Origin of the sequence: Streptomyces sp. NPDC058279 (assembly GCF_042881255.1) — a bacterium.
Lineage (GTDB): Bacteria > Actinomycetota > Actinomycetes > Streptomycetales > Streptomycetaceae > Streptomyces.
The window spans coordinates 306,042-320,046 of record NZ_JBHVYA010000006.1; the positions used below are offsets into that span (position 1 = coordinate 306,042).

At 70.2% G+C, this 14,005-nt stretch carries 8 protein-coding genes and 1 pseudogene; 2 read left to right on the plus strand and 7 right to left on the minus strand.

Features of this window, described 5'->3' with window-relative positions:
• Nucleotides 1-60: 60 nt before the first annotated feature.
• Nucleotides 61-414, plus strand: a complete 354-nt coding sequence (locus ACFVXJ_RS15030) for a MerR family transcriptional regulator (RefSeq protein ID WP_389662127.1) — start codon at nucleotides 61-63, stop codon at nucleotides 412-414.
• A 166-nt stretch (nucleotides 415-580) separates the two neighbouring features.
• On the opposite strand, the gene ACFVXJ_RS15035 is transcribed toward ACFVXJ_RS15030, so the two are convergent.
• The 3 genes from ACFVXJ_RS15035 to nrdR form a co-directional block, all read right to left on the minus strand.
• Nucleotides 581-1,699, minus strand: coding sequence for a hypothetical protein (locus tag ACFVXJ_RS15035; RefSeq protein ID WP_389662128.1), 1,119 nt, complete (start codon nucleotides 1,697-1,699; stop codon nucleotides 581-583).
• A gap of 226 nt (nucleotides 1,700-1,925) precedes the next feature.
• Entirely contained in the window at nucleotides 1,926-4,823 is a 2,898-nt protein-coding gene (locus tag ACFVXJ_RS15040) for a vitamin B12-dependent ribonucleotide reductase (protein ID WP_389662129.1), read from the minus strand.
• Between the two features lie 149 nt (nucleotides 4,824-4,972).
• Entirely contained in the window at nucleotides 4,973-5,488 is a 516-nt protein-coding gene (gene nrdR / locus ACFVXJ_RS15045; protein WP_361318297.1) for a transcriptional regulator NrdR, read from the minus strand.
• A gap of 470 nt (nucleotides 5,489-5,958) precedes the next feature.
• Here nrdR and lexA point away from each other — a divergent pair, with 470 nt between their 5' ends.
• Nucleotides 5,959-6,750: a transcriptional repressor LexA gene (lexA, locus tag ACFVXJ_RS15050; RefSeq protein ID WP_361318205.1), complete on the plus strand. Its 792-nt coding sequence runs from the start codon at nucleotides 5,959-5,961 to the stop codon at nucleotides 6,748-6,750.
• Between the two features lie 94 nt (nucleotides 6,751-6,844).
• Here lexA and ACFVXJ_RS15055 read toward each other — a convergent pair whose 3' ends face one another.
• The 4 genes and pseudogenes from ACFVXJ_RS15055 to ACFVXJ_RS15070 all read right to left on the minus strand — a co-directional run.
• A complete protein-coding gene (locus ACFVXJ_RS15055) occupies nucleotides 6,845-8,815 on the minus strand; it encodes an ATP-dependent DNA helicase (RefSeq protein ID WP_389662130.1) in 1,971 nt (656 codons plus the stop codon).
• 52 nt (nucleotides 8,816-8,867) lie between these two features.
• Nucleotides 8,868-10,646, minus strand: a complete 1,779-nt coding sequence (locus ACFVXJ_RS15060; RefSeq protein WP_389662185.1) for an IucA/IucC family protein — start codon at nucleotides 10,644-10,646, stop codon at nucleotides 8,868-8,870.
• Between the two features lie 237 nt (nucleotides 10,647-10,883).
• Nucleotides 10,884-11,579, minus strand: coding sequence for a GNAT family N-acetyltransferase (locus ACFVXJ_RS15065; RefSeq protein ID WP_389662131.1), 696 nt, complete (start codon nucleotides 11,577-11,579; stop codon nucleotides 10,884-10,886).
• Nucleotides 11,580-11,679: 100 nt separating this feature from the next.
• Nucleotides 11,680-13,581: pseudogene (locus tag ACFVXJ_RS15070) on the minus strand (IucA/IucC family protein); the annotation flags it as partial.
• Nucleotides 13,582-14,005 lie beyond the last annotated feature (424 nt).

Consider the following 14,005-nt stretch of genomic DNA (forward strand, 5'->3'; position numbering starts at 1 on the left):
GTCCATGTCCCCATCGTTGAGGGTTGACACCGTGGCAAGGTCAAGCGCAGTGGAGAAGCGATGCTGATTGGGCAGTTGGCCAAGAGAACAGGTACGAGCGAGCGTCTGCTGAGGTACTACGAAAGCGTCGGCCTCCTCGCCTCGACCCGACAGGCCAACGGATACCGCGACTACGACGACGACGCCGAGCGGACCGTCCGACAGATCCGCGGCCTGCTGGCGGCCGGACTGTCCACCGACGTGATCCGGCAGGTGCTGCCCTGCGCCCTGTCGGACGGCTCACTTCGCCCCTGCCCGGGGGTGCTGGACAAGCTGCAGGCCCGACTCGCGCATCTGGACCGGCGCGCGGAGGAACTGGCCCAGGCGCGCCGTACCCTGCGACGCGCCATAGCGGCCACCGAAAACCCCCGCTAGCCGTCCGCCGCCCGTCGTCCCCAACGCGGCGCGTCACCTGCGACCGCGGTGGGGCCGAAACGCGTGGTGGGGTGCCGACCTCACCGTCGGCACCCCACCCGAACCGCTACCTCACGCCCGTTGAGAATCCGCGCTACGAGCCCAGACCACTGACTGACGGCGTGCGCTATTCCTCGGCATCCGGCTCTCGATCGGGGAACGCACGCAGCCTCAACTGTGGCGCCTGGTAGTCGGCAAGCCACCTCATCCGGTTGTCATCCGCCACGAACCCGTCGCGTGCGGTCTGTGTCCATTCATCTCGGTCGAGGACTTCGAGGTAAGCCGCCCGGAGTGCCTCCTGCTGCACCACCGTGCACCCCGCAGCCTCGGGAGACTTCGTTGTCAGGTGCTGAGCGAGCACCGCGATCGTGAAGTAGCGTTCGATGGTCGGGCCGAGCGAACCCACATGGCGAGCATGAGCTTCCAGAACCGCTGCCGAATGCGGGTAGTGAGCGAGAGTGAGTCCCATCCCCCCGCAGTCGCTCATGAGATGGAGTAGCCGACCGACGTGATCGACCGTCTCGCTGTCAGTTCCGAAGTCCGCAAGCGCCTCATGCACTTTGGCGACTTTGGCGACCTTGCCGGCGAAGTATCCGTTGAGGAAATCGCCGTCGCAGGCCCTACGAAGCAACCATGGTCGGGCAGATGGGTCATCGAGTCTGCAGAGAGCCTCAACGACATAGACCCGTCCCCAGCCGGTGACTCGCTCGGCAAGCCAGAGCAGGGCCTCGACTCCTCCGGCCCGGCTCTCGAAAGCGTGCGCCGCCAGTGGCCCGAAGCGGTTGGACAACAGCCCGATCGTTTGGATCAGAGGGATGTCGTCGGCCGTTCCCACGGCAGCCAGCAAGGCGAGCCCAACGGTGACGGAGCATCGATCGGTCCCGTGTCGGACCAGCCGGCGGCCTGTTTGGCGAACGCGTTCTCGGTCCGCCCGCCCAGCCGCGGCGGCGATGTGCTCGTTCCGATGAATCGGGACGTAGACATCGTGAAAGGCATCGGCCAATTCGCTGGGCGGGGCCGAGGCCCGGGCGAAGTGAGCGTCCAGGACGAGCGCCACGTCCTTGCCGGCCGAGTGTCGGTCCCCGGGCGCCTTCGGACCTTTCCGGTGACGGTGCAACCCGTCGTCGGGATACGGTTCCCCGTCGCGCGGAAGCGGCTCACCCGGAACCAGTTGATGTAGGCGGAGCGCATGGTCGAACAGTGTTGTCGGTGATCCGGGCAGTCCTGTCCCGGTCGTCTCGCTCATCGGCGGACGGAGGACTCGATTCTCTTGATCATGGCCCAGAGCCTGTCACGCCGGCCGTCGCCGCAACAACCCCTCGACGCGACGGAATCGGTGAGACCGCAGTCATGAACAACCGGCTCCCGACGGCACGAAGGGCGCCGACATGTCGTCGGCGCCCTTCGTGACCCACTGTTCAGGCGGGGCGGCTACCCGCTGAATGGTGCAGCAGGTGCAATCCCGCCCGGTGTCAGCTGCAACCGCTGGTCGAGCCGCAGCCCTCGCAGATGTAGCAGGAGCCGGCGCGCTGCATCTTCGTACCGCAGGAGAAGCACAGCGGGGCGTCGGCGGAGACGCCGAGCTGCATCTCGACGAGTTCGGCGCTGGAGTGCGCCGTCTTCGGGGCCGGGACCGAGACCGGCGCGGCGGCGATCGGCTTGGGTTCCGCCGGGACCGCCGCGAGCGGGGCCGACTGGGCCAGCGACTCCGTGTCCAGCTCCTCCTCGTCCAGCGGCTCGTACGAGCCGGTGTCCAGGTGGCGCTGGCGCTCCTCGGCGGTGTGGATGCCGAGCGCCGATCGGGTCTCGAACGGCAGGAAGTCCAGCGCCAGGCGGCGGAAGATGTAGTCGACGATCGACTGCGCCATCCGCACATCCGGGTCGTCCGTCATGCCGGCGGGCTCGAAGCGCATGTTCGTGAACTTCGAGACGTAGGTCTCCAGCGGCACGCCGTACTGGAGGCCGACGGAAACGGCGATGGAGAAGGCGTCCATCATGCCCGCGAGGGTGGAACCCTGCTTGGACATCTTGAGGAAGACCTCGCCCAGGCCGTCGTCCGGGTAGGAGTTGGCGGTCATGTAGCCCTCGGCGCCACCGACCGTGAACGAGGTGGTGATCCCCGGGCGGCCCTTCGGCAGGCGCTTGCGGACCGGGCGGTACTCGATGACCTTCTCGACCGCCGCGCGGATGGTGTCCTCCGCCTTGGCGGTGACCTCCTCCTTCTCCTCTTCCTTCTTCTTCGCGGAGAGGGGCTGGCCGACCTTGCAGTTGTCGCGGTAGATCGCGAGCGCCTTGACGCCCATCTTCCACGCCTCGAAGTAGATCTCCTCGATCTCCTCGACGGTGGCCGATTCCGGCATGTTGACCGTCTTGGAGATCGCGCCGGAGATCCACGGCTGGATCGCGGCCATCATGCGCACGTGGCCCATCGGGGAGATGGAACGCTCGCCCATGGCACAGTCGAAGATCGAGTAGTGCTCGGTCTTGAGGCCCGGGGCGTTCACGACCACACCGTGCTCGGCGATGTGGGAGACGATCGCCTCGATCTGCTCCTCCTGGTAACCCAGGCGGCGCAGGGCCTGCGGGACGGTGCCGTTGACGATCTGCATCGAGCCGCCGCCGACGAGCTTCTTGAACTTGACCAGGGCCAGGTCCGGCTCGACACCGGTGGTGTCGCAGGACATCGCCAGACCGATGGTGCCGGTCGGGGCGAGGACGGACGCCTGGGAGTTGCGGAAGCCGTTCTTCTCGCCGAGGCGCAGGACGTCCTGCCATGCCTCGGTGGCCGCTGCCCAGATCGTGTTGTCCAGGTCGTCGGTGCGCGGCGCGACGGCGTTGGCGTCGGCGTGCTGCTTCATGACGCGCTTGTGCGACTCGGCGTTGCGGGCGTAGCCGTCGTAGGGACCGACGATCGCGGCCAGCTCGGCGGAGCGCCGGTACGCGGTACCGGTCATCAGCGAGGTGATCGAGGCGGCGAGCGTACGGCCGCCGTCCGAGTCGTAGGCGTGGCCGGTGGCCATCAGCAGGGCGCCGAGGTTGGCGTAGCCGATGCCGAGCTGACGGAAGGCGCGGGTGTTCTCGCCGATCTTCTGGGTCGGGAAGTCCGCGAAGCAGATGGAGATGTCCATCGCGGTGATGACCAGTTCGACGACCTTGGAGAAACGCTCGGCGTCGAAGGACTGGTTCCCCTTGCCGTCGTCGTTGAGGAACTTCATCAGGTTCAGCGAGGCGAGGTTGCAGGACGTGTTGTCCAGGTGCATGTACTCGCTGCACGGGTTGGACGCGGTGATGCGGCCGGACTCCGGGCAGGTGTGCCAGTTGTTGATCACACCGTCGTATTGGATGCCCGGGTCGGCACACGCCCACGCGGCCTCGGCGAGCTTGCGGAAGAGCGCCTTGGCGTCGACCTTCTCGATGACCTCACCGGTCATGCGGGCACGCAGGCCGAACTCGGTGCCGTTCTCGACGGCCGTCATGAACTCGTCGTTCACGCGGACGGAGTTGTTGGCGTTCTGGTACTGGACGGACGTGATGTCGTCGCCGCCGAGGTCCATGTCGAAGCCCGCGTCACGCAGGGCGCGGATCTTCTCCTCTTCCTTCACCTTGGTGGCGATGAAGTCCTCGACGTCCGGGTGGTCCACATCCAGGACGACCATCTTGGCCGCGCGGCGGGTGGCGCCGCCCGACTTGATCGTTCCGGCGGACGCGTCGGCGCCGCGCATGAAGGAGACCGGGCCGGAGGCGTTGCCGCCGGAGGAGAGGAGCTCCTTGGAGGAGCGGATGCGGGAGAGGTTCAGGCCGGCGCCGGAGCCGCCCTTGAAGATCATTCCCTCTTCCTTGTACCAGTCGAGGATCGACTCCATGGAGTCGTCGACGGCCAGGATGAAGCAGGCGGAGACCTGCTGCGGCTGGGGCGTTCCGACGTTGAACCACACCGGGGAGTTGAAGCTGAAGATCTGGTGCAGGAGGGCGTACGTCAGCTCGTGCTCGAAGATCTCGGCGTCCGCCGGCGAGGCGAAGTAGTCGTAGTCCTCGCCGGCCTTCCTGTAGGTCTTCACGATCCGGTCGATGAGCTGCTTCAGGCCGGTCTCGCGCTGCGGGGTGCCGACCGCGCCGCGGAAGTACTTGCTGGTGACGATATTGACCGCGTTCACCGACCAGAAGTCGGGGAACTCGACGCCACGCTGCTCGAAGTTGACGGAGCCGTCGCGCCAGTTGGTCATGACGACGTCCCGGCGCTCCCAGCTCACCTCGTCATACGGGTGCACGCCCGGGGTGGTGTGGATGCGCTCGATCCGCAGGCCGCTCTTGGCAGCCTTGGTCCCCTTGGCGCGGGAACCTCGTGCCGAGCCGCTCGCCGTCTCTGTCATGCCGCCTCCCATATGCGGGCAAAAACGCCCTGAAGTGCCGGCGATATTCCGCCGCACGGTGCGTGTGTCTGTATCTACGAATCTACGAAAACTACGAATCTCGCCTGGCCGACCGGGCTCGGGTCGCCGCTCCGTGGCGGCCCGTCCGGTCAGTCGGCGGCGGAGGCGGGCACGGGAACGACCGCGGGGGTCCCGCCCGGCTCGCACTCGGGGGGGTGAGGCCGTCGCTCGCGGAGTTCCGCGATGGCGGTCTCGAAGTCTTCAAGGGTGTCGAACGCTTTGTACACGGATGCGAACCGCAGGTACGCGACGAGGTCGAGTTCCTGCAAGGGGCCGAGTATGGCCAGACCCACGTCATGGGTGGTCAGCTCGGCGCTTCCGGTGGCGCGCAACGCCTCCTCGACCCGCTGGCCGAGCTTGGCGAGGGCGTCCTCGGTGACCGGCCGCCCCTGGCACGCCTTGCGCACGCCGGAGATGACCTTGGAACGGCTGAAGGGTTCGGTCACCCCGCTGCGCTTGATCACCATCAGCGAGGCCGTCTCCACCGTCGTGAAACGACGGGAGCAGTCGGGGCACTGACGGCGCCGGCGGATCGACGTGCCGTCGTCGGTGGTGCGACTGTCGACGACCCGGCTGTCGGGGTGCCTGCAGAAGGGGCAGTGCATGGTTCCCTCACCCTCCCTCTTTGGCACGACCGATCACCTCACGGGGCCCCTGAGCGGCAGGATCGAGGCTCTGCCGGGGGCTCGTGAAGCAGCCACAAGCATATGCGATGCCCGGACCCGCAACGGACCCGGGACCACAACTTCTGGGTGGCAGCGCTCATCCAACCACTAGATCTTGGGTTGTGGTGGATTTACGGCCCGCCGCGTGTCGCGGTACTCGATGTCCGGATAACGGGGTCCGCGGTGCCACACTGGGCACGGGCCCGCACGGTGGCGATCCGACCCGGAAGGGTACCGTAGGCGGCGTGGGTACGGCCGAACCCGCGTTCGGTCAGACTGTCGGTCCATACACCTCTGGCACTGCTCCAGGTGGACGATCTGCGATATTTCACTCGAACGTGTGTTTGGCGCAACCTTTCGAAAGCTACTACCGTTGTCCAGCTAGGGAGAACATTTCGAGAGGGGCCGACGTGACCACGACCGCAGACAGTGCCACCATCACTGCCCAGAACCGCTCCCAGAGCCGACTTGAGCCGGTGCATGCCATGAATGACGTACGTCAGAACCCGGAGGCGGAGTCCGTGCGCCCCGCACGCTCGCTGCCCGGGCGACCTCCAGGCATCCGCGCCGACAGTTCCGGACTCACGGACCGGCAGCGGAGGGTCATCGAGGTCATCCGGGATTCGGTCCAGCGACGGGGCTACCCGCCGTCGATGCGCGAGATCGGCCAGGCGGTCGGCCTGTCGAGCACGTCGTCCGTCGCCCACCAGCTGATGGCCCTCGAACGCAAGGGCTTCCTGCGCCGCGACCCCCACCGCCCGCGCGCCTACGAGGTACGCGGCTCGGACCAGCCCAGCTCGCAGCCCACGGACACCACCGGCAAGCCCGCCGCCTCCTACGTGCCCCTGGTCGGCCGGATCGCGGCCGGTGGCCCGATCCTCGCCGAGGAGTCGGTGGAGGACGTCTTCCCGCTCCCCCGCCAGCTGGTCGGCGACGGCGAACTCTTCGTCCTCAAGGTCGTCGGCGACTCCATGATCGAGGCGGCGATCTGCGACGGCGACTGGGTCACCGTCCGCCGTCAGCCCGTCGCGGAGAACGGCGACATCGTCGCCGCGATGTTGGACGGCGAGGCCACCGTCAAGCGCTTCAAGCGCGAGGACGGCCACGTCTGGCTGCTTCCGCACAACGCCGCCTACCAGCCGATCCCCGGAGACGAGGCGACCATCCTCGGCAAGGTCGTCGCCGTGCTGCGCCGGGTCTGACACCCGTCGCCCCCATCCAGCTCCGGGACCTCTGCGCCGGTCCCGGAGCTGCTTTGTGTCCGAGGGCCCCGGCTCGGGGCCGTCGGCGGCCGGGCTATGCGCCGTCCGCCCGGGCCGAGGCGTCGATCGCGGCGAGCGAGCGGCGGACCTGGTTGCGATCCGTGGTGTACCAGAAGTCCGGCAGCGTGGCGCGCAGGAAGGTCCCGTAGCGCGCCGTGGCCAGCCGCGGGTCGAGTACGGCGACGACACCCCGGTCTCCGGTCGCCCGGACGAGTCGGCCCGCGCCCTGGGCCATCAGCAGGGCGGCGTGGGTGGCGGCGACCGCCATGAAGCCGTTGCCGCCGTGCTCCTCCACCGACTTCTGTCGGGCGCTCATCAACGGGTCGTCGGGGCGGGGGAACGGAATCCGGTCCATGATCACCAGCTGGCAGCTGGGACCGGGGACGTCGACCCCCTGCCACAGTGACAGCGTCCCGAAGAGGCACGTCTTGGGGTCCGCCGCGAACGTCTTGATCAGCTCGCCGAGCGTCTCCTCGCCCTGGAGCAGGATCGGGTTGTCCAGCCGCCCGCGCAGCTCCTCGGCGGCGGCCTTGGCGCCACGCATGGAGGAGAACAGCCCGAGGGTGCGGCCACCGGCCGCTTCGATCAACTCCGCCAGCTCGTCCATCATGTCGCCGCGGGTCCCCTCGCGGCCGGGGGTGGCCAGGTGCTTGGCGACGTAGAGGATGCCCTGCTTCGGATAGTCGAACGGCGAGCCGACATCCAGCCCCTTCCACACGGGCACGTCGTCGCCGGCCACGCCTTCCGGCGAGAGGCCGAGCGAGCCCGCGACCCCGTTGAAGTCGCCGCCGAGTTTGAGCGTCGCGGAGGTGAGGACCACCGAGCGGTCTTCGAACAGCTTCTCGCGCAGCAGGCCGGAGACCGAGAGGGGGGCGACCCGCAGGGTGGCGCCGAACCGGTCGTGGCGTTCGTACCAGACGACGTCGTACTCCGAGCCGAGCACGATCCGCTCCGCCACCGAGTGGACGCTCTCCACCGCGGCGAGGGCCTGCTTGCGGACGGCGTCCTCGTCCTGGACGGACTTGTCGCGGGTGGAACCGATCGCGGAGATCACATTGCGCGCCGCGTCACGCAGGGACATCAGCGCGTACCCGAGGTCTTCGGGAACCTGCTCCAGCCGGCCGGGCAGCGCCAGTTCCATGACGCGTTCGAACGACTCCGAGGCGGTCTGGAGGGCGTCCGCGGTCTTCTCGTCGACGAGTTTGGCGGCGCGCTTGACGGCCCGGTTGACCTGGCCCGGGGTGAGTTCGCCGGTGGCGACACCGGTGACGCGGGAGACGAGTTCGTGCGCCTCGTCCACGATCAACACCTCGTGCTGGGGCAGCACGGGGGCGCCCTCGATCGCGTCGATCGCGAGCAGGGCGTGGTTGGTGACGACGACATCCGCCAGCTTGGCGCGCTCGCGGGCGGCCTCGGCGAAGCACTCGGCTCCGTAGGCGCATTTCGTGGCGCCCAGGCATTCGCGGGACGAGACCGAGATCTGGCCCCATGCCTTGTCGGAGACGCCCGGCGTCAGGTCGTCGCGGTCGCCGGTCTCGGTCTCGTCCGCCCAGTCCCGCAGGCGCAGCAGGTCCTGACCCAGCTTGCTGGTGGGCGCGGCGGCTTCGAACTGGTCGAAGAGGCCTTCCTCCTCGTCCTGTGGCGCGCCCTCGTGGAGGCGGTGCAGACACAGGTAGTTGGAGCGGCCCTTGAGCATGGCGAACTGCGGGCGGCGGCGGAGCTGCGGATGCAGCGCCTCCACCGTCCGGGGCAGGTCGCGCTCGACGAGCTGCCGCTGGAGGGCCAGCGTCGCCGTGGCGACGACGACGCGTTCGCCGTGCGCCAGGGCCGGCACCAGGTAGCCGAGGGACTTACCGGTGCCGGTGCCGGCCTGGATCAGCCGGTGGGAGTTCTCGTCGATCGCTTCGGCGACGGCTTCGGCCATGGCCACCTGGCCGGGCCGCTCCGTGCCGCCGACGGCGGAGACGGCGGCATGCAGCAGGTCGGGGAGGGAGGGCTTCGTCATAGCACTGCCAACCCTACGGGGCCGCACCGACAGGAGCCGCATCGCCGACGGATCACGGTCGGTGGAGGGGGTTCGCAACGGTGCCGTGGGTGACCGCGTGCGGGCGGTCCGGGCGGTCGCGGTAGCCGTCCTCATGGAGCCGGTTCCGGTTGAGGCAGAGCCGGTCGATCCGCTCGGTGAGCAGGTCGAACAGCTCGTAGCGGTCTTTGAGCTCGGGGAAACGGGCCTGGTGGCGCAGGATCTCGGCCCGGACGAGGGACCAGAAGTCGCTCTCGGGTACTCCCAGCCGGTCCTCGCAGATCGCGGAGAGATAGCGGAACACCCCGACGAAGAGTCCGGAGTGGATGAACTGCGTGAGGTAGGCGGGGGGCTCCGTGAGCAGGGCGGCGCGGACGTCGTCGGGCATCGTTTCGTGTTCGGGCAACGGCTCGCGGCTGATGTTGACGTCGTCCACGAAGTCCTTGACGGCGAGCCGGACGGGGACGTCGCCCTCGTCGAAGATCACGATGGTGTTCTCGCCGTGCGGGGAGAACACGGTGCCGTACCGGTAGAGGAAGTGGAGCAGCGGCGGCAGCAGGGCGGCGAAGAGCCGTTGGAGCCACAGGTCGGGGGCCAGTCCGGAGCGGGCGACGAGCTCGGCGGTGAAGGAACGCCCGCGGGGGTCGGTGTGCAGGAGGGACGCGAGCGTACGGGCCCGCTCGCCGGGGGCGAGCCGGCCGGTCAGGGGCTCGCGCCAGATCGCCCCGAGAAGTTCCTTGTACTGGTACGGGACCTCGGGGAGCCGGTCGTAGACGGGATGGCGGACGGTGACGGAGGCGACCTCGCCGAGGAGGAGGACCCGGCACTCGTCGCGCAGGAACGGGTCCGCGTCCCGCAGGGAGTGGATCCAGGCGGTGACGGCGGGGGCGGCGAGGGTCAGGTCGCAGGGCAGTCCGCGCCACACCATGGTGTTGAGGACGGACAGCGGCAACTTGACGCTGTGCCGGTCGGGCCGGGTCAGGTTGAGGAACGTACGGATCGATTGCTGTGGCAGTCGTACGTCGGGATCGGCGGGCAACGGTACCAGCGCGCCCGAGGCGAGGGCCGGCGCGAAGAGCGGGAGCACTATCTCGTCCCACTGCCAGGGGTGCAGGGGGAGGTAGAGGTAGCCGCTGGGGTCGAGGCCGCGGTCGCGCAGGGTCCGGTCGAAGCCGGCGCGGGTGACGGCGTCCAGCTCGGCGGAGTAGAGGCGCGCGGGGTCTTCCATCCCGGCGGTGCCGCGGTACTCGGCCAGGGAGGTGTGGGCGGCGAGCCAGGGCAGCCGTTGGCGGGTGCGGGATTCGGGTGCCCAGGCGGCGGTGTCGGCCGCCGACATCCCGACGCGGCCCTTGTTGAGCACGAGCCAGGGGTGGCCGGTCTGGTGGCCTTCGAGATCGGCGTAGTCGAGGTCGGCGAGGACGTCGGCGGTGAGCGCGTGGTGGTCGAGGTGGGCGTCGGCGGACAGGGTGGCGCTGAGTTCGCGGACCAGGTGGCCGAGGGTCCCGCCGTCGAGGCCCAGGAGCGTGCGGGCGCGGATCAGGAACTCGAACGGGTCGCCGAAGGCGGTCGGCGGTTGGGTGGAGGGGGGTGGCGGAGTGAGGGTGATGGTGTCGCCATCGACCTGCCAGCTGCCGTAGGAGCGGCGGCGGGCGCGGAAGCCGAGGCTGCTTCCGTCGTCCAGGGTGAGGGTCCAGGCGTCAGGGGCGCGGCGGGTGCCGGAGGGCGCGGCGGCGGGGGCACGGACCGGGGCAGGGACCGGGATGGGGATGGGGACGGGACTGATGATCTCCTCGTACGCGAATTCGCCGAGCATCTTCGCGAGCAGCCGGCGGGTGGCGGATTCCCAGGTCACGCCGTTGATCTCGGGCGGCGTGCAGGGGTGCTGGGGGGAGGGGGGCACCTCCTCCGAGAAATGGGGGCCTGTGGAGCCTGAGGCGGCGGGGAAATTCGACACGGGACTCCTCGGGTATTGGGAACTTCGGTCCACAGCGCGGAGTTTTCAATTGCAGAGGCGTCGAGCGATGACGGTGCGAGGACTGCGGGGCGGCAATCAGAGGAGATTGCGCAGCGCCCGCTCACGGATCATCAGCGCCGCGCGCTTCTCGGGGAGGTCGATTTCCGCGGAACAGCGGAAACCGGAGTTCAGGAAGGCTGATACGGAGGGGGTGTTGCGAATGTCCGGTTCGGCGATCACGCGAGCGCAGCGTGGCCGGTTGTCGAACACCAGGTCGGCGACCGCGCGGAGCAGTGTGGTGCCCAGACCGCGGCCGCGGTTCGTGCCGTCCCCGATCAGCAGGTGGATACCCGTGTCGTGGGGGCGCGCCGGGTAGTGGCGGGCGAGCGGGTCGAGGTCGGCCCGGTAGATCTCCCAGTAGCTCATCGGCGTGCCGTCGAGGAGGCCCAGGCAGGGAATGCTGCGGCCGTCGCTGTCGAGCTGTGCCCGCAGGTGGGCGGCCGTGACGGTGGCGGGACCGGCGAGTTCCCAGAAGGCGGCCACCTCGGGGTCGTTCATCCAGCGGGTGAGGAGTTCCAGGTCGCGGTGCGGTCGTACGGGTTCCAGCCGGAAAGCCCCGACCGGTGTGGCGGCAGCGCTCCAGGCAGCCGGTGAGTCGAGCAGGTCCGCCTCGGCGAGCAACGGCAACCGCTGGGCGTTGAGCAGCGGTTGGACGGTTTCCCCGGTGATCGCGACGGTGACTGCCGCCGTGGCCGTGCGGGTGGGACCGATGGGGGTTCGGGTGGAGGGCATCGGGCTCTTCTCCGAGTCGGTGGGGCGCGTCGGTCTTTCAGTCGTGCCGTCGTTCGGGCGTTGAACGGTCGGGGCGTTGAACGGTGCGGTGGTACGGCGTTCAGACGCGAAGGGGGTTGGTGATGGTGACGTAGACGGACTGGGTGTCGACGGGGCCGACGAGCTCGTCGAGGCCGCCCAGGCGGGTGAGCAGATTCGCCTTGCAGCGCAGGGTGGGCGAATCGAGCAGCAGCGCGGGGAGCGGGCCGAGACGGGACGCCTTGCCGAGGAACCGGCGGAAGGCTGCGAGCAGGACTCGTTCGTCCGCCAGGCGCTGTGACCCGAAGGCTCCGATGAGGCCGAACACGTTGTTGATGCCGAGGTAGTAGGCGAAGCGTTCGTCGGTGACGGCGTCGGAGACGAAGGTGTCTGACGCGTCACCGACGCCGGGCAGCCGGGATTGCAGTTCCGCACGGTGGGACTCGCGGAAGTAGTAGCCCTGGTTGTCCCGGTAGCGGCCGCCGATCGGCCAGCCGGCCGGGTCGAGGAGCACGAGGGTGTTCTGCTGGTGGGCTTCGAGGGCGATGCCCGCGAGCGCGTCGAAGGCGAGGACCGGTTGGACGACGTGGTCGAGGTAGCGCAGGAACCACTCGGCGGCGACGGCCGGGGTGGGTCGGCCGGTGGCCGCGGCGAGCCGGGAGATCGTCTCGGCGAGCCGCGAGCGCATCGTGGTCCGCCCGGGCCACGGGCGGGGAGCGGTGAGCGCGGCGATGCAGACGGCGTCGTCGCCGGAGCGGAAGGGGTTGTGACGCAGCAGGGCGTCGAGTCCTTGGACCGGCAGGCCGTCGGGAGTGTCGACGGCGACCCAGGCGGGGTCGCGGACGACGTCGAAGCGGGGGTGGGCTGCCTGCCATTCCTCGGCGAGACCGGTACGCAGGAGCCGGTGCACCTCGACTCCGCGGTGGAGTTCTTTGCGGAGGTTCTCGCGGCGGGAGTTGGTGATGCGCAGGCCGAGGGACAGCTTGAGCATCGCGGGGGCGCCGGGGCGGTGGACGGTGCGGACGGAGGAGGTGGGGTACCAGGGGTCGCCGTACGGGCCCAGGTCGGTCAGGAGTCCCGCGTCGCGCAGAGCGGCGACGGCGGGGCGGTCGAGCAGGTCGCGGGCCTGCCAGGGATGAAGGGGCAGGGGGGTGGTTCCGGCGGGCAGCGGCAGGCCGGGGGCCAGGCCGGCGAGGAGCTGGGTGGCGCGGACGGGTCGGCCGCGTTCGGTCCAGGCGGAGTCGGTGGCGAGCACGGAGGGGGCGACCGCGAACCAGTGCAGGGGAAAGGAGCCGTGCAGTTCGGGTGAGTAGCGGCGTACGTCGGTTTCCGAGAGTCCCTCACGGCTCTTGGGGTCCGGTTGGAGGGGGTGACCGAGGAGGAGCGACTGTTCGGCGGTGAGGAAGCGGTTCTCGGCGATCGGGACGGGCGCGGTGGGGCGTTGACGTCGATCGGCGATGAACTCGGTGGTGCGGCGCACCGAGTCGGCGACCCGGCCGACGAGGTCCGCGGCGCGGCCGGTGCCTTCCCGGGCGATGAGGGCGGCGAGGGTGACGGCGTCCAGGGCGGGGGCGTCGGCCGGGGCCCCTTCGAGGCGGGCGGGGGCGAAGCGGTGCCAGCCGGTCGGGGACCAGTGCCGGACGGCGACGAGCAGGGCCACACCGGATGCGGGGAGGGGGATGCGCAGGAGGGTGCCGAGGGGCCCGTTGGGGCGGCCGACGCCGCTTTCGCGGACCCAGCAGCGCAGCAGGTTCTCCACCGTCGCGGCCTCGGCGGCGATGCCGGGGTCCGGGTGGTCCAGCAGGTCGGGCAGCGCGGCCGGGTCGGGGCCGAGGAGACCGGGCCCGGCCGGGCGGGGCCACAGGGTCGGCCGCTTCTGCCGCGGAACGCCCAGGGCGGCGGGGGCCGTCGGCCGGTGGCGCTCGCCCGGTAGCGCTGCCGCCTGCGCCTCGTGGGCGGCGGGTCCGGTGTCGGCCGGCGGAGCCGATGCGCCGCCGCCGTGGTCGGCGCCGGCTGTCGGGACCGGGCCGCCCGCCGGGACCGTGCCGGGTGCCGGGCCGGGGCCGGGTGACGCCCCGGCACCAGGGCGCTGGGCGGGGTCGGGGCGGGGCGCCTCGGCCGACGCGGTGGTGGTGGCCGGGCTAGGCGGGGTGCCCTGGGCCGGGGCACCGCCTGGTCCGGGGCCTGGGGCAGCTCCCGGGCTCCAGGCCCCGGCCGGGTCGGGGCCGAGGCCCGGGTCGGCCCCTGGGGACGGGCTGCCGCCCTGGCGCCCGGCCCCGCCCGCGCCCGAGATGCCCCCGGGGGCACCCCCCTGGGCCAGGGTGCCGCCCTGGGCCTGGGTGCCGGCCTGGGCCTGGGTGCCGGCCTGGGCCTGGGTGCCGGCCTGGGCCTGGGTGCCGGCCGGGCCT